Annotated in this window: 17 protein-coding genes; 12 read left to right on the top strand and 5 right to left on the bottom strand. The window is 76.4% G+C overall.

Translation table 11 applies throughout. The annotated features are described in order from the left end of the window. Positions 1 to 32 precede the first annotated feature (32 nt). From hpt to ACRYMN_RS02815, 5 genes are all read left to right on the top strand, one after another. Complete coding sequence (gene hpt, locus ACRYMN_RS02795; RefSeq protein ID WP_432491745.1) at positions 33 to 584, top strand: hypoxanthine phosphoribosyltransferase; 552 nt, start codon at positions 33 to 35, stop codon at positions 582 to 584. A gap of 61 nt (positions 585 to 645) precedes the next feature. Beyond that, complete coding sequence (locus tag ACRYMN_RS02800) at positions 646 to 1,182, top strand: Uma2 family endonuclease (RefSeq protein WP_432491747.1); 537 nt, start codon at positions 646 to 648, stop codon at positions 1,180 to 1,182. Between the two features lie 67 nt (positions 1,183 to 1,249). Continuing rightward, positions 1,250 to 1,456, top strand: a complete 207-nt coding sequence (locus tag ACRYMN_RS02805; RefSeq protein ID WP_432491749.1) for a helix-turn-helix domain-containing protein — start codon at positions 1,250 to 1,252, stop codon at positions 1,454 to 1,456. Between the two features lie 18 nt (positions 1,457 to 1,474). Then, entirely contained in the window at positions 1,475 to 1,873 is a 399-nt protein-coding gene (locus ACRYMN_RS02810; RefSeq protein WP_432491751.1) for a nucleotidyltransferase domain-containing protein, read from the top strand. 68 nt (positions 1,874 to 1,941) lie between these two features. Continuing rightward, positions 1,942 to 2,280, top strand: coding sequence for a hypothetical protein (locus ACRYMN_RS02815; protein WP_432491753.1), 339 nt, complete (start codon positions 1,942 to 1,944; stop codon positions 2,278 to 2,280). Between the two features lie 217 nt (positions 2,281 to 2,497). On the opposite strand, the gene ACRYMN_RS02820 is transcribed toward ACRYMN_RS02815, so the two are convergent. From ACRYMN_RS02820 to ACRYMN_RS02830, 3 genes are read right to left on the bottom strand one after another with little or no spacing between them, the layout of a single operon-like run. After that, a complete protein-coding gene (locus ACRYMN_RS02820) occupies positions 2,498 to 4,228 on the bottom strand; it encodes an acetyl/propionyl/methylcrotonyl-CoA carboxylase subunit alpha (RefSeq protein WP_432491755.1) in 1,731 nt (576 codons plus the stop codon). Between the two features lie 8 nt (positions 4,229 to 4,236). Beyond that, entirely contained in the window at positions 4,237 to 5,799 is a 1,563-nt protein-coding gene (locus tag ACRYMN_RS02825) for a 5-oxoprolinase subunit B/C family protein (protein ID WP_432491757.1), read from the bottom strand. Next, complete coding sequence (locus ACRYMN_RS02830) at positions 5,796 to 6,593, bottom strand: LamB/YcsF family protein (RefSeq protein WP_432491759.1); 798 nt, start codon at positions 6,591 to 6,593, stop codon at positions 5,796 to 5,798. Before ACRYMN_RS02830 ends, ACRYMN_RS02825 begins: the two co-directional genes overlap by 4 nt. Positions 6,594 to 6,617: 24 nt before the next feature. Between ACRYMN_RS02830 and ACRYMN_RS02835 the strand changes: the two genes are divergently transcribed. The 7 genes from ACRYMN_RS02835 to ACRYMN_RS02865 all read left to right on the top strand — a co-directional run bounded on the left by ACRYMN_RS02835 (position 6,618) and on the right by ACRYMN_RS02865 (position 12,381). After that, entirely contained in the window at positions 6,618 to 6,944 is a 327-nt protein-coding gene (locus ACRYMN_RS02835; RefSeq protein ID WP_432491761.1) for a hypothetical protein, read from the top strand. 567 nt (positions 6,945 to 7,511) lie between these two features. Next, the gene (gene ftsH, locus ACRYMN_RS02840) at positions 7,512 to 9,479 is read left to right on the top strand and encodes an ATP-dependent zinc metalloprotease FtsH (protein WP_432491763.1); all 1,968 of its coding nucleotides are present in this window, start codon (positions 7,512 to 7,514) and stop codon (positions 9,477 to 9,479) included. Between the two features lie 59 nt (positions 9,480 to 9,538). Further along, positions 9,539 to 10,105, top strand: a complete 567-nt coding sequence (gene folE / locus ACRYMN_RS02845) for a GTP cyclohydrolase I FolE (protein ID WP_432491877.1) — start codon at positions 9,539 to 9,541, stop codon at positions 10,103 to 10,105. Further along, positions 10,102 to 10,971, top strand: coding sequence for a dihydropteroate synthase (folP, locus tag ACRYMN_RS02850; protein WP_432491765.1), 870 nt, complete (start codon positions 10,102 to 10,104; stop codon positions 10,969 to 10,971). Before folE ends, folP begins: the two co-directional genes overlap by 4 nt. A 47-nt stretch (positions 10,972 to 11,018) precedes the next feature. Then, entirely contained in the window at positions 11,019 to 11,381 is a 363-nt protein-coding gene (gene folB / locus ACRYMN_RS02855; protein ID WP_432491879.1) for a dihydroneopterin aldolase, read from the top strand. Continuing rightward, the gene (folK, locus tag ACRYMN_RS02860; protein WP_432491767.1) at positions 11,378 to 11,920 is read left to right on the top strand and encodes a 2-amino-4-hydroxy-6-hydroxymethyldihydropteridine diphosphokinase; all 543 of its coding nucleotides are present in this window, start codon (positions 11,378 to 11,380) and stop codon (positions 11,918 to 11,920) included. The genes folB and folK overlap by 4 nt, the downstream gene beginning before the upstream one ends. After that, entirely contained in the window at positions 11,917 to 12,381 is a 465-nt protein-coding gene (locus ACRYMN_RS02865; protein ID WP_432491769.1) for a DUF3180 family protein, read from the top strand. The genes folK and ACRYMN_RS02865 overlap by 4 nt, the downstream gene beginning before the upstream one ends. On the opposite strand, the gene ACRYMN_RS02870 is transcribed toward ACRYMN_RS02865, so the two are convergent. Both ACRYMN_RS02870 and ACRYMN_RS02875 read right to left on the bottom strand, forming a co-directional pair. Continuing rightward, on the bottom strand, positions 12,333 to 13,877 hold the full coding sequence (locus ACRYMN_RS02870) for a diguanylate cyclase domain-containing protein (protein ID WP_432491771.1): 1,545 nt from the start codon (positions 13,875 to 13,877) through the stop codon (positions 12,333 to 12,335). The genes ACRYMN_RS02865 and ACRYMN_RS02870 overlap by 49 nt on opposite strands. 97 nt (positions 13,878 to 13,974) lie before the next feature. Next, on the bottom strand, positions 13,975 to 14,928 hold the full coding sequence (locus ACRYMN_RS02875) for a manganese catalase family protein (protein ID WP_432491773.1): 954 nt from the start codon (positions 14,926 to 14,928) through the stop codon (positions 13,975 to 13,977). Positions 14,929 to 15,021 lie beyond the last annotated feature (93 nt).

Raw genomic sequence — 15,021 nt, forward strand, 5'->3', positions numbered from 1 at the left:
CCCCCACCCGCACCCCCAGCACGGAGGCCCCCGTGGACGCCGCCACCGCCGGCACCGACCTCGCCCACGTCCTGCTCAGCAGGGAGCAGGTGGCCACGAGGGTGGCCGAGCTGGCCGCGCAGCTGGACGAGGACTACCGCGAGAAGGACGTCCTGCTCGTGGGCGTGCTCAAGGGTGCCGTCATGGTCATGGCCGACCTCTCGCGCGCCATGAGCATCCCGCTGTCGATGGACTTCATGGCCGTGAGCTCGTACGGCTCGGGCACCAAGAGCTCCGGCGTGGTGCGCATCCTCAAGGACCTCGACGCCGACATCTCCGGGCGCCACGTGCTCGTGGTGGAGGACATCATCGACTCGGGCCTGACGCTGTCGTGGTTGCTGGCCAACCTCGGCTCGCGCGGGCCGGCGTCGGTGCGCGTGTGCGCGCTGCTGCGCAAGCCCGAGGCCGCCAAGGTCGAGGTGGACGTGGCCTACGTCGGCTTCGACATCCCCAACGAGTTCGTCGTCGGCTACGGGCTGGACTTCGCCGACAAGTACCGCAACCTCGACTGCGTGGCGACGCTGGCGCCGCACGTCTACAGCTGAGGTCGTCCCCGCCGTCCGTGGCATCCTGGTCACAGGCTCCACAGCGTCGGAGGAGGCAGCGGTGGGCACCACCGTCGAGCGGTCCGCACCTCGGACGGTCGTCGCGCACGGGAACGCCCTGGACGACTGGCTCGCGGAGCGGCGCCGGCTGGGTCAGGACGGCCGGGACGAGGTCTGGGACGGGGTCTACCACGTGGTACCGCACGCGCACAGCAGCCACGGACGGCTGGCGTACCGCCTCGGCATCGCACTGGCCGGGCGGGCCGCCGAGCGCGGTCTGTCCCCGATGGGGGAGTTCAATCTCGGGACCGGCGACCGGGACTACCGGGTGCCCGACATGGGCTGGACGTCGACCCCCTTGGAGGAAGCGACCCTCTACGTCCCGTCGGTCGAGGTCGTGGTGGAGTTCGAGTCCCCGGGCGACGAGACGTGGGCCAAGGTCCCGTTCTACTTCGAGCGGGCGGCCGGTGAGGTCTGGGTCATCACCCCGCAGACCCGCTCGGTCCAGGTCCTCACGGGGCCGGACAGCGCGGCGGCGGCCAGCGGGCTGCTGGGTGTCAGCACGGACGAGATCGCTGCGGCGCTGGGGTGGCGCTGAGGTGAGCCGTCAGCTGGCTCATGCATCGCTGTTGCGATAGCACTATCGGTATAACGATACTCAGCTGGTGGACCCGTCGAACCCGCTGCGCACGATCGCGCCGACGGTGGACGCCGACGTCCTCCAGGTCCTCGCCCGGACGCACCGTCCGCTGAGCGGCGCCACGGTCGCCAACCTCGGCGGTCGCTCCTACGCCCGGACGCGTGCCTGCCTGCACCGGCTCGTCGAGCACGGCCTGGTGACCGCGCAGGACGTCGGGTCGGCCGTCCTGTAGGCGCTCGACCGGCAGCACGTGCTCGCCGATGCCGTCCTGGCGGCGGTGGGCTCGACGGCGGCCGTCGAGGCGCTCCTGCTGGAACGGCTGGCCGGCTGGGACCCGCCGGCGCAGGCCGTGGTCGTCTTCGGGTCGTGGGCGCGCGGTGAGGCCGGTCCTGACAGCGACCTCGACCTGCTGCTCGTGCGGAGGGACGCCGTCGACGTCGACGGCGCGTGGGGCGAGCAGGTGCACGCGACAGGGCAGGCTGTGGAAGTGCTGACGGGCAACGCGGTGCAGTTCGTCCAGGTCACGCTCTCCCAGCTGGTGACGGCTGTTCACGAGGACCAGCCATTGATCAGAGGATTGCGCCAGGACGCTCGGGTGCTCGTCGGGCCGCCGCTGCGCGCGCTGCTCGCCGCTGGAGCGACGGCGTGAGTCGCCCGGGACCGCGAACCGGCACCTGCACCCCGGCTGACGCCCGGACCCGGCTGCGGCAGGCGCGGATGCACCTGGAGGCGGCCGAGCTGGTGCAGGCCGAAGAACTGGAGGAGGCGGCTGCTGTCGCCACGGGTAACGCCGTGCTCGCCGCCGTCGCAGCAGCCGATGCCGTCTGCTGCTTCGTGGCGGGAGTGCGGTCCAGCGGCCAGGACCACCGTCAGGCCATCGCCCTCCTGCAGGAGACCACTGGCGATGCGGGGCTCACCAGAGGGCTGCGCGAGGTGCTGGATCTCGAGGACGCAGGGCACTACGGCCTCAGCAACGTCTCGCAAGCCAACTGCACGGCCGCGGTTCGCCGCGCGCGGACGCTCGTCGAGGTTGCTGCAGCACGCATGAATCGATGAACGAGCCACCGACCTCCTGGAGCGGTGCGGGGTGCCCGTGGTGCTCGACCACTCGCGTGGTGACGCCCTGCTGGTGGCTGGCGCAGACGGCGGCCAGTGCCCGGAGTCCGTGTCCGCCGAGGTGGTCGAAGCCTCCTGCGACCGACCCCCGCGCTCGCCGATCGACGCCCTCTGCACGAACGACACCGATCGGCGGACCCGGAGCCGACTGCGACCCTCACCCGATGCGCGCGAGCACCCCGTCGAGGCCGAGCGTGTCGCCTTCCGCAGCGACCCGCCGCAGCGTCCCCGCGCGGTGCGCCGCCACCCGCGACTGCATCTTCATCGCCTCCACGACCGCCACGTCCTGACCCGGCGACACCTCCGCCCCGTCCTCGACCAGCCAGGTGGTCAGCGTCCCGGGGGCCGGGGCGGTCAGCGCGCGCTCGTCCGGCTCGTCCCGCTCGTCCTGTGCCCGCTCGGTCCCGGCGGCGGGACCGGCGGACCCCAGCGCGGCCAGGAGCGTCGCGGGCAGCCCGATGGTGGTCATCCGCCCGTCGATCTCGACGGGGAAGCGCCGCAGCGCGGGCGCCGGGTCGGGGGCGGGGCGCAGCTGGGGTTCCAGCCGCGGCATCAGCTCGGACTCGATCCACTGGGTGCCGACCGCGAAACCCGCCGTCGAGAAGTCGGGTTCGTCCACGACGGCCCGCGCGAACGGCAGCACCGTGGCGACGCCCTCGACCTCGAACTCGGCCAGCGCGCGGCGGGCGCGGGCCAGCGCGGCGTCGCGGTCCGCGGCGTGGACGAGCAGCTTGCCGGCGAGGGAGTCGAAGGCGGCCGGGACGTCGTCACCGGCCTCGACCCCGCCGTCCCACCGGACCCCCGGGCCGGAGGGCACGCGCAACCTCGAGACCCGCCCGGGGCTGGGCAGGAAGCCGCGACCGGGGTCCTCGGCGCTGATGCGGAACTCGAACGCGTGGCCGCGTACCTCGGGGGTCCGCGTGAACGACGGTCCCTCGCCGGCCGCGATGCGGAACTGCTCGCGCACCAGGTCGACGCCGGTGACGAGCTCGGTGACGGGGTGCTCGACCTGCAGCCGGGTGTTCACCTCGCAGAACGACAGCGTCCCGTCCGCGCCCAGCAGGAACTCCACCGTGCCGGCGCCGCGGTAGCGCACCGCGGCGCAGACGTCGTGCGCCGCGGCGTGGATCGCGCGGCGCTGCTCCCGGCTCAGACCGGGCGCGGGCGCCTCCTCGACGAGCTTCTGGTTGCGGCGCTGCAGCGAGCAGTCGCGGTCGCCCACGACCGTCACCCCGCCGCGGCCGTCGCCGAGGAGCTGCACCTCCAGGTGCCGGGGCCGCTCCAGGAACCTCTCGACGAAGCACTCGCCGCGCCCGAACGCGGCCACGGCCTCCCGGGTCGCGGCCTCGAAGGCGCCGGCGACCTCCTCGCGCGTGCGCGCCACCCGCATCCCGCGGCCACCCCCGCCGTGCACCGCCTTGACCACGACGGGCAGGCCGAACTCGTCGGCGAACGCCTCGGCCTCCGCGGCGTCGGCCAGCGGGGACGTCGTCCCCGGGGCCAGGGGGGCACCGGCGGCGCGGGCGATGGCGCGCGCCGTCACCTTGTCGCCCAGGGCCTCGATGGTCTCCGGGGTCGGGCCGATCCAGGTGAGCCCCGCGTCCTCGACGGCCCGGGCGAAGGCGGCGTCCTCGGACAGGAACCCGTACCCGGGGTGGACCGCGTCGGCGCCCGAGGCCCGTGCGGCCGCCAGCAGGGCGTCGACGTCCAGGTACGTCTGCGCGGCGGAGTCGCCGGGCAGCGCCACGGCCGCGTCGGCGAGCCGGACGTGCAGGGCGCCCGCGTCCTGGTCGGCGTAGACGGCGACCGAGCGCAGGCCCACCTCGGCCGCGGCGCGGACCACCCGCACGGCGATCTCGCCGCGGTTGGCGATCAGGACGGTCTCCACGGTGCTCCTCACAGGTCGGCGAACGGGGCGCGCGGGCGGAAGCGGACGCGGGCGCCGGGGGGCAGCTGCCCCACGAGGTCCAGGTGGGCGTCGACGACGGCCCCGATCACGGGGTAGCCGCCGGTCAGCGGGTGGTCCGGGCCGAACAGCACGGGCTGGCCGTCCGGCGGGACCTGGATCGCCCCGGTCACCGCGCCCTCGCTGGGCAGTTCGCCCCCGCGGGCGCGCTCCAGCGGCACGGCGCCCGCCAGCCGCGTGCCCACCCGGTCCGAGCGGGCCGTGACCTCCCACTCCTGGGAGGTCAGCGTCTCCAGCGCCGCCGGCGTGAACCAGTCGGTGCGCGGGCCCAGGACGACCTCGAGCTGCACCGTCCGACCGCTGCGCGGCGGTTCCGCCCGGGGGTGCGGTCCCGGGTGGACGGCGTGCGGGGCGGCCGCGGGGCCGTGCAGCGCCAGCCGGTCGCCGGCGGTCAGCGGGTGCGGCCCCACCCCGGAGAGCGTGTCGGTCGCCAGCGAGCCCAGCGCGGCGGGCGCGTCGAACCCCCCGCGGACCGCCAGGACCGTGCGCAGGCCGGCGCGCGGGGTGCCCAGCCGCAGCTCGTCACCGTCCTCGACGGCGACCGGTCGCTCGAGGGGGACGGGCAGGCGGGTGCCGTCGGCGGCGCGGATGCGCGCGTCGGGGTCCGCGCCGGCCAGGGCGAGCACGCCCGCCCCGCGGAACCTCAGGACCGCCCCGCCCCCGGCGAGCTCCAGGGCGGCGGTGCCCTCGGCGTTGCCGACGGCGCGGTTGGCGGTGCGCAGCGCGGCGCGGTCGGCCACCCCCGAGGCGGGCACCCCCTCGGCCAGGTGCCCGGGGCGTCCCGGGTCCTGCAGCAGCAGCTGCACCCCGGGGGAGACGACCTCGACGGCGCGCGCCGACCCGCGCGGTGCCGGGGGGGCGTCGCGCACGGGGACCACCTCGCGCTCGACCCGCTGGAACCGCACGGTCGTGCCCGGGGCGAGCAGCGCCGGCGGGTCCCGGTCGAGGTCCCACACCCGGGCGTCGGTGCGCCCGATCAGCTGCCAGCCGCCGGGGCTCTCGCGCGGGTAGACGCCGGAGAACTCCCCGGCCAGCCCCACCGACCCGGCGGGGATCCGCGTGCGCGGGGAGGGCCGGCGCGGGACGTCGAACACCTCGTCGTCGGTGACCAGGTAGCCGAACCCCGGGGCGTACCCGGTGAACGCGACCGTCCAGGTCGCCGCCTGGTGCCGACGGACGACCTCCTCGACCGAGCACCCCAGGGCCGCGGCGACCTCGTCGAGGTCCTGCCCGTCGTAGCGGACCTCGACCGTCACGGCCTGCCCGCTGCCGCGCACCTCGGCCGCCGGTTCGACGCGGCGCAGGCGCGCGACGAGGTCGCGGACGGTGGTCCGGCGCGGGTCGAAGAGCACGAGCACCGTCCGGGCGGCGGGCACGACCTCGCGGACCCCGGGCAGGTCGGCGGCGACCAGCGCGGTGAACAGCCGCCGCGCCTCGTCCAGGTCCGCGGCCTCGACCACCACGGCGGTGTCGCCGGCGGGCAGGAACCTCACGACGCCGGCCCGGTGCGCGCTCCCGCGCGGGTGCGCGCGACGAAGGGGGCGATCCCCACGCCGGCGTCGACCAGCGCGGCCCGGGTCGCCGCGGCCATCCCCACAGCCCCCGGGCTGTCCCCGTGCACGCACACGGACTCGGCCCGCACCGGCACGTCCGAGCCGTCGACCGCCTCGACCACCCCCTCCTGCACGAGCCGCACCACGCGCCGGGCCACCAGGTCGGCGTCGTGCAGCACCGCCCCGGCCCGCGAGCGGGGGACCAGGTGCCCGGCCGGGGTGTAGGCGCGGTCGGCGAACGCCTCGGCCGCCGTCGCGAGCCCGGCCCGGTCGGCGACCTCGAGGGCGACCCCGCCAGCCAGGCCCAGCAGCACCAGCGAGGGGTCGACGGCCCTGACCGCCGCGACCACCACCGCCGCGGTCGCCGCGTCCACGGCCGTGGTGTTGTAGAGCGCGCCGTGGGGCTTGACGTAGACGACGGCGTCGCCGACGGAGCGCGCCAGCGCCCACAGCGCACCGAGCTGGTACTCCACGTGGGCCTGCAGCGTCGCGGCCGGCAGGTCCAGGCGCTCGCGGCCGAAGTTCTCGTGGTCGCGGTAGCCGGGGTGCGCGCCGATCGCCACGCCCGCCCGGGAGGCGGCCAGCAGCGTCTCGCGGATGCCCTCGGGGCTGCCGGCGTGGAAGCCGCAGGAGACGTTTGCGCTGCTGACCACGCCCAGCATCGCCGCGTCGTCGGAGACCGGGCGCTCAGGGGTGTTCTCCCCGAGGTCGGAGTTCAGGTCGATGGTCGCCACGGGTGTTGCCTCCGGGGTCGGGCGGTGAGCAGGTCGAAGGCCGGGCCGGTGGAGCGGACGGCCGTGCAGCAGCCGGTGGCTGGGGCCGGGGTCCCGGCCACCGGCAACCACGTCGGGTGGGCGCACCCGCCCGGGACGTCGCGCCGGCGGAGCCAGCCGGTGCAGAGGAACACCGTCGTCCCGATCGGCGGGATCGGCCCGTCGAACCCGCCCACGAGCACCGGCAGCGCGGCCGGCGCGGTGCCGGTGGCCGGGTGGGCGGTGCCGGTGACGAGGACGCCGGTGACCGGGCCGCGGCGGGACCGCCGGCTCGTGCTCACGGCGGGGGTGCTGCTCGCGCGCACCCGCTGAGGGACGGGCACGCCGGCTCCCGAGGACGTGGCGACGTCGCCGCCGGACGGGGCCGCCGGGACGCCGGCGCTCCGGCACCGCTGGTCGAGGACCACGGTGGCACCGGTCGTCGGACGAGCCGTTGCGCCGTGCCGCGCCCGTGGTGGCTCCCGGCTGGACGACGCCCGCAGCCGCGGTGGGGGGGCACCTGCGGTGGCGGGGGTGACCCGCCCCGCCGCCCCCTCCCGCGGGAGCGCCGAGGCGGACGGCACGGCGGCCCGGCGGCCCGGCGGCCCGGCGGCCCGGCGGCTCGGCGCCGCCACCGCCGTCACCGCCGCCGGGGAGTTCCGCCCCGGGCAGCGCCTCTCGGGGGCCGCGCAGGAGCGGGCGGGGGTCGGGACGGCCGGCTGGCCGCCCTTCAGCCCACAGCGAACCCGCGGGCGGCGACCGGAACAGCGGTCCACCGCCGCCCGTTGGTCCCCCTGACAACCGGGCGGACGGCGGCCGGGACAGCGCGTCGGCGCTGCGGTGTACCGTCGAGCGTCTGGCAGGACCGAGCAGGAGGGACAGGGGGCGACCCCTCCACCGATGTCGAACCTCAAGCGTGTAGTCCGCGGCCCGTGGCTGTGGATCGTGGTGGCCGTCGCGGTCGTGGCGATCGGCGCGTCCTTCTTCGCCTCCAGCGGCACCACCGAGGTCCCCACCACCCGCGCCCTGGAGCTCATCCGCAGCGGTGAGGTCGAGAGCGCCACCCTCACCGACCGCAACCAGCGCATCGACCTCCAGCTGCGCGACGGGGTCACCGAGGACGGCGCGAGCACCGTCCGCTCCTACTACATCTCCCAGCGCGGCGACGAGGTCCTCGCCGCCCTGGACGACGCGGGCGTCGAGAGCGTCACCGACGAGGTGCCCACCACCAGCGTCCTGTCGTCCCTGCTCTTCACCGTCGGGCCGATCCTGCTGCTCCTGCTGCTCTTCTGGTGGCTGATGAGCCAGATGCAGGGCGGCGGCAGCCGGGTGATGAACTTCGGCAAGTCCAAGGCCAAGATGATGACCAAGGACACCCCGAAGACGACCTTCGCCGACGTCGCCGGCGCGGACGAGGCCGTCGAGGAGCTGCACGAGATCAAGGAGTTCCTCTCCGAGCCCGCGAAGTTCCAGGCCGTGGGCGCGAAGATCCCCAAGGGCGTGCTGCTGTACGGCCCGCCCGGCACCGGCAAGACGCTGCTGGCGCGCGCCGTGGCCGGCGAGGCCGGGGTGCCGTTCTACTCGATCTCCGGCTCGGACTTCGTGGAGATGTTCGTCGGCGTGGGCGCCTCGCGGGTGCGCGACCTCTTCGAGCAGGCCAAGCAGAACGCCCCGGCGATCATCTTCGTCGACGAGATCGACGCCGTCGGCCGCCACCGCGGCGCCGGCCTGGGCGGCGGGCACGACGAGCGCGAGCAGACCCTGAACCAGCTGCTCGTCGAGATGGACGGCTTCGACGTCAAGGCCAACGTCATCCTCATCGCCGCCACCAACCGCCCCGACATCCTCGACCCGGCGCTGCTGCGCCCGGGCCGCTTCGACCGGCAGATCGCGGTGGAGGCCCCCGACATGGAGGGCCGGCACAAGATCCTGCAGGTGCACGCCAAGGGCAAGCCGATGTCCCCGGACGTCGACCTGCTGGCCGTGGCGCGCCGCACGCCGGGCTTCTCCGGCGCCGACCTGGCCAACGTGCTCAACGAGGCCGCGCTGCTGACCGCGCGCGCCGACGCGAAGGTCATCGACGACGCCGCCCTCGACGAGGCGATCGACCGCGTCATGGCCGGCCCGCAGAAGCGCACCCGCCGGATGAACGAGAAGGAGCTGAAGGTCACCGCGTACCACGAGGGCGGCCACGCCCTGGTCGCGGCGGCCCTGCCGAACACCGACCCGGTGACCAAGGTGACGATCCTGCCGCGCGGGCGGGCGCTGGGCTACACGATGGTGCTGCCCACGGAGGACAAGTACTCCACCTCCCGCAACGAGATCCTCGACCAGCTCGCGTACGCCCTGGGCGGGCGCGTGGCCGAGGAGCTGGTCTTCCACGACCCCACCACGGGCGCCAGCAACGACATCGAGAAGGCCACCGGCATGGCCCGCAAGATGGTCACGCAGTACGGCATGAGCGAGCGCGTGGGGGCCATCAAGCTCGGTTCCGGCGGCGGCGAGGTCTTCCTCGGCCGCGACATGGGCCACGAGCGCGACTACTCCGAGGGCGTGGCCGGCGTCGTCGACGAGGAGGTGCGCCGCCTCATCGAGGCCGCCCACGACGAGGCGTGGGAGATCCTCGTGGAGCACCGGCAGGTCCTCGACGACCTCGTCGTCGCCCTGCTGGAGAAGGAGACGCTGAACCAGGCGGAGCTGGCGCAGATCTTCGCGCCGGTCGTCAAGCGCCCGCAGCGGCCGGTGTGGCTCTCCAGCGAGCGCCGCCACGTCTCCGACCGGCCCCCGGTGGCCGGCCCGCGCGAGCGCGCCGCGCTCAACGGGCACGGCGCGCAGGTCCCGCTGAACCGCACCCACGAGGAGCCGTGACCGGCGGCACCACCGCCGCCGGCGCCGCCGCGCACCCGGACGACGCGCCCCACCCGGGCGTGGACACCGAGCGCGCGGCGGCGGCCGTGCGCGAGTTCCTCCTGGCCATCGGCGAGGACCCCGACCGCGAGGGCCTGCGCGAGACGCCCGCCCGCGTGGCGCGCGCGGCCGGGGAGCTGTTCGCCGGGCTGTGGCAGGACCCGGCCGAAGTGCTCACCACCGACTTCGGCCTCGAGCACGACGAGCTGGTGCTGGTGCGCGACATCGAGGTCCAGTCCACCTGCGAGCACCACCTGCTGCCCTTCCACGGCGTCGCCCACGTCGGTTACATCCCCGGCGAGCACGGCCGCGTCACGGGCCTGTCCAAGCTGGCGCGCCTCGTGGACGTCTACGCCCGCCGCCCGCAGCTGCAGGAGCGGCTGACCACCCAGGTCGCCGACGCGCTGGTGGAGCGGCTGCACCCGCGCGGCGCCATCGTCGTCGTCGAGTGCGAGCACTCGTGCATGACCTACCGCGGCGTGCGCAAGCCCGGCGCGAAGACGATCACCTCGGCGGTGCGCGGCGGCCTGCGCCACCCGGCCACCCGCGCGGAGGCGATGAGCCTGATCGTGGCGGGGCGCCGGTGAGCGCGCCGGCCGCGCCCGCCGCCGCGCTGCCGGCGCTGCTGGCCCCGGGCCGCTGCCGCGTGGTGGGCGTGGTCAACACCACCCCCGACTCCTTCTCCGACGGCGGCCGGCACCTCGCCGCCGCCGACGCCGTCGCGCGCGGCCTGGCCCTGGTGGCCGCCGGCGCCGACGTCGTCGACGTGGGCGGGGAGTCCACCCGCCCCGGCGCCGCGCGCGTGGACGCCGCCGAGGAGCTGGCCCGCGTGCTGCCCGTGGTGCGCGAGCTGGCCGCGCGCGGCGTGGCCGTCAGCGTGGACACGATGCGCGCACCGGTGGCCGCCGCCGCGGTGGAGGCGGGCGCGGTGCTCGTCAACGACGTCTCCGGCGGTCTGGCCGACCCGGACATGGCCCGCACCGTCGCCGCGAGCGGCGCCGGCTACGTGCTCTCGCACTGGCGCGGGCACTCCGACGTCATGACGTCCCTGGCCGTCTACGACGACGTGGTCGCCGAGGTCGAGGCGCACCTGGCGCAGCGCCTGTGGGCCGTGGCCGGACAGGGCCTGGAGCCCGCGCGCGTCGTGCTGGACCCGGGCCTGGGCTTCGCCAAGACCGCCGGGCACGACTGGGCGCTGCTGGCGGCGCTGCCGCGGCTGGCCGCGCTGGGCCGCCCGCTGCTCGTGGGCGCCTCCCGCAAGCGCTTCCTGGGCGCGCTGCTGGCCGGCCCGGACGGCGCCGCCCCGCCGCCGGCGGCGCGCGACGACGCCACCGCGGCCGTCTCGGCGCTGGCCGCCGCCGCCGGCGCGTGGGGGGTGCGCGTGCACGAGGCCGCCGCCTCGGCCGCCGCCGTGCGCGTGGCCCGCGCCTGGTCGCTGGCGGCGGGCGCGTGAGCTCGCTGGAGGCCGCCGGCCCCGTCCTGGGCCCGCACGGGCGGGTGCTGGACCGCGTCGTGCTGCGCGGGCTGCGGGCGGTCGGCCGGCACGGCGTGCTGGAGTCCGAGCGCCGCACCGGGCAGCCCTTCGGCCTGGACGTCGCCCTGCACCTGGACACCGCCGAGGCCGCCGCCGGCGACGACCTGGCCGCCACCGTCGACTACGGCGCGCTGGCCGAGGAGCTGGTGACGCTGCTGACCGGTGAGCCGGTCGCGCTGCTGGAGACCCTCGCCGAGCGGGTGGCCGCCGCGTGCCTGGCCCGCTCGGGGCGGGTGCTGGCCGTCGACGTCGTGGTGCACAAGCCCCGCGCCCCGCTGACGGTGCCCTTCGAGGACGTGGAGGTCGTCGTGCGCCGGGTGCGCGCGTGAGCGCGCCGCCGCCGGGGGCCTCGGGGTCCTCGGGCTCGTCGGGGCCGCTGGTGCCCGTGGTGCTCTCGCTGGGCTCGAACCTCGGCGACCGCGCCGCGGCCCTGCACGCGGCGGTGGCCGCCCTGCGCGCCGCCGACGGCCTGCTCGTCGACGCCGTCTCCGCGCCGCTGGCGAGCGCGCCGGTGGGCGAGGTGCTCGACCAGCCGGAGTTCCTCAACCTCGTGGTGCTCGCCCGCACAGGGCTGTCGCCGCGCGCGCTGCTGCACCTGTGCCGGGAGGTGGAGCGCCGCGGCGGGCTGGACCGCTCCGTGAAGGTGCCCGGCGGGCCGCGCCCGATCGACGTGGACGTCGTCGCGCACGGCGGGACCGTCCTCGACGAGCCGGACCTGGTGCTGCCGCACCCGCGCGCGCACGAGCGCGCCTTCGTGCTGGCCCCCTGGGCGGCGCTGGACCCGGCCGCGGTGCTGCCCGGCCCGCACGGCGGGCCGGTGCGCGAGCTGCTGGCGCGCCTGGCCCCGCCCGGTGGGCCCCTCCCGTGAGGCCCACCCGCCCCGGCGCGCTGCTGGCCGCCGGGTTCCTCGCCGCGGTCCTGGTGTGGTCGCTGCTGCGGGTGTGGACCGCGGGCGGGGGCAGCGAGCCGCAGCTGCTGTGGCGCAGCACCCTGACGATCGTCCTGCTGGCGGTGGCGGTGCTCGCGGTGGGCTGGCCGGTGCGGCAGTGGGTGCGCGGCGAGAAGGCCCGGCGCATCGACGCCCTGCGCGCGGCGCGCACCGCCGTGCTGGCCAAGGCCGCCGCGGCCGCCGGCGCGCTGTTCGCGGGGGCCGCGGCCGGGTTCGCCGTGCACTACCTGCCCACGCTCGGCGTCGGCGCGCGCCTGGAGCAGTTCCTCGTGGCCGTGGCCGACCTCCTCGCCTCCGGGCTGCTGCTGGCGGCCGGGCTGGTCGTGGAGCGCTACTGCCGCGTGCCCCCGGACGACGAGGGGCCCGGCGCCACCGCCTGACGCGGCGCCGCGCCCGCGGGGGAGCCCCCCTCGCACGCCCCGTGCGCGCGCCCCTCGTGGACGTGCCCCTCGTGGACGTGCCCCTCGTGGACGTGCACGCGCCGCCCGCCGGCGCGCTTGGCCCGGTACATCGCCGCGTCGGCGTCGGCGAGCAGCCGCTCCGCCGGGCCCGGCGGCGGCGCCTGCGGGTCGGCCAGGGCCGCGCCCACGCTGACCCCGACGCGGAAGACCCCCGCGCCGGTGGCGACCGGCTCGCGCAGCGCGGCCACCAGCAGCTCCGCCGCGGCGCGCAGCTCCCCGGCCGTCGAGGCCCCCGGGCACAGGACGGCGAACTCGTCGCCGCCCAGGCGCGCCAGCGTCGCGGGCCCGCGCAGGCTCGCGGTGAAGCGCTCGGCGACGTGCTGCAGCACCGCGTCGCCGGCGCGGTGCCCGGCGGTGTCGTTGACCTCCTTGAAGCCGTCGAGGTCGCAGAACAGCAGCCCGGCGGGCCCGTCGGCCAGGGCCCGCTCGAGGCGCTCGTGCAGCAGGACCCGGTTGGGCAGGCCGGTCAGGGCGTCGTGGCGGGCCCGGTGCTCCAGGGCGGTGGCGGCCTCGCGGTGCACGGCGCGCACCTCGGCGTCCAGGCGGGCGCGCTCCTCGCGGTGCAGCACCAGCGGCACGACGACGACGGGCAGCACGAGCGCCAGCAGCTGCGCGTCCAGCGCGGCGCGCTGGGCGGGCAGGTCGTGGAAGGCCCCGATGCCGGCGGCCGTGGCCAGCACGACGGCCGTGCCGCCGAGCACGACGCACACCACCGCCGCGCGCGCGGACATCCGCAGCCCCGCCCACACCGCGAGCGGCGCCATGAGGAAGGCCAGGGAGCTGTTGCCGGGCTGCTCGAACAGCCAGGTGAGCAGGGCGCCGCAGCCGGCCAGGACCGCGACGACCTCCACGGGGCCGGCCTGCGCGGGCACCGGGGGGTCGCGCCGGTCCGCGGTGCGCACCCACACCACCGCCACGGCCAGGGCGCCGGCGGTGTGGCGCACCACCCAGCCCAGCAGCACCGCGCCCTGCGGGCCCAGCCCCAGGGCCAGCACGGCCACACCGGTGATCAGCAGACCGCCGGCCAGCGACCCGCACGCCAGGGCGAGCAGCAGCACCCACAGGTCGCCCGGGCGGCGCAGGCGCGCGCCGCGCGGCTGCAGGCGGCGCTGCACCCAGCAGGCGGTCAGCGCCTCGAGCGCGCCGGCCAGGCCGAAGAGCACCGCGGCCCCGGCGGGCTGCCCGGTCAGCAGCAGGGCGGTCGTGCCGGACAGGACCAGCAGCGCGGCGTCGCGGCGCCTCTCGCGCGGCCGGCGCCAGGACCGGGCCAGCCAGACGAACGCCACCCCGGCGGCCGGCCACACGACGCTGGCGTCGCCCTGCGCGGCGGTGGCCCGCCCGAGCACCACCGCGAGGACGTGCAGCAGGGCGAGGCCGGCCGGGACGGCCGCGCGGCGCAGCCGTGGACGGTTCACCCCCGTGCCATCGGTGCGCGGCGCTGGCGCCTCGATGGGCCGGGGGGGTGGTGCCGCGCGTCGCGGCGGCACCACCCCCGTGCCCCGGGCACGCCCGTCAGCTCTCCAGCGGCCCGTACGTCATCTGCGGCTCGGCCATCTCCAGGTCGGCGGTGGCCTGGATGAGCTCGATCAGCTCCGGGTCCAGGCCCGGCGCGAACTCCTCGTAGCGCTCCTCGGCGACGGTCAGCGGTGCGCCCTCGGGCGCCTGCTCGCTGGCGTCGAGCTCGGTGCCGTCCTTCGACGGCGACAGGCCGCGGTAGACCTTCGCGGCCTCGGAGGCGCCGGTGAGGTCGAACGTGTACTGCTTGGACTGCCAGCCCAGGTCGACCATCTGCTTGACCTCGGGGAACCTCTCCGCGTTCGTCTTCGGGATCGGCAGCAGCTTCTTCCAGTCCACCCCGAGCGTCTCCAGCGCCTTGGCGTAGCCGTTCTCGTGGGCCTGGTCGCGCACGATGAGGTAGCTGACCGTCGAGCGCAGCGTCTTGTTGCTGGACATCTCGTAGATGCGGCACTTCTGCAGCCGGCCGGTGGACTCGAGCATGAGGTTGTACAGCAGGTCCAGCACGAGGTTGCCGGAGTTGTACACGTAGCTGCCGCTCCACGGGTTGCCGGCGGAGTCCACCGGCAGCGCGCCCTGCGCGCCCACGAGGTAGTGGTGGATGTTGCCGTGGTCCAGCGCCACGCTCAGCGGGGTGGCGCCGCCGGCGCCGGGGGTGTCCAGCGGGTCGGTCTGCTTCCCCTGGTAGCGCGGGGAACCGTCCAGCAGGCGGGCGATGGTGGTGCCGATCAGCTCGACGTGGCTGATCTCCTCCGTGCCGATGCCCTGCAGGAGGTCCTTGTAGGGCTTGGCGGCCGCGCCGCGGAAGTTCATCGACTGGAACAGGTACTGCATCATCGTGCGCATCTCGCCGAACTGACCGCCGAGCCCCTCCTGCAGGGCGTTGGCCGCGGCCGGGTCCGGCTCGTCGGCGGCGATCTCGTGGATGAGCTTCTGGACGTGCAGGTACACGGCGCTTCCCTCTCGTCTCGGGGGACCCGCCGGGCGTCCCAGCGCGGCGGGCGCCGCCAGTCTCCTGCCGGGGCGCGGCGCCCGCACGCGGGG

Source organism: Kineococcus gypseus, from assembly GCF_050871305.1.
Classification (GTDB): Bacteria; Actinomycetota; Actinomycetes; order Actinomycetales; family Kineococcaceae; genus Kineococcus; species Kineococcus gypseus.

Excerpts from the sequence above, each read along its gene's own strand:
- ACRYMN_RS02815 (WP_432491753.1), top strand. The coding sequence starts at position 1,942 with ATGCACCTGGAGGCGGCCGAGCTGGTGCAGGCCGAAGAACTGGAGGAG.
- ftsH (WP_432491763.1), top strand. The coding sequence starts at position 7,512 with ATGTCGAACCTCAAGCGTGTAGTCCGCGGCCCGTGGCTGTGGATCGTG.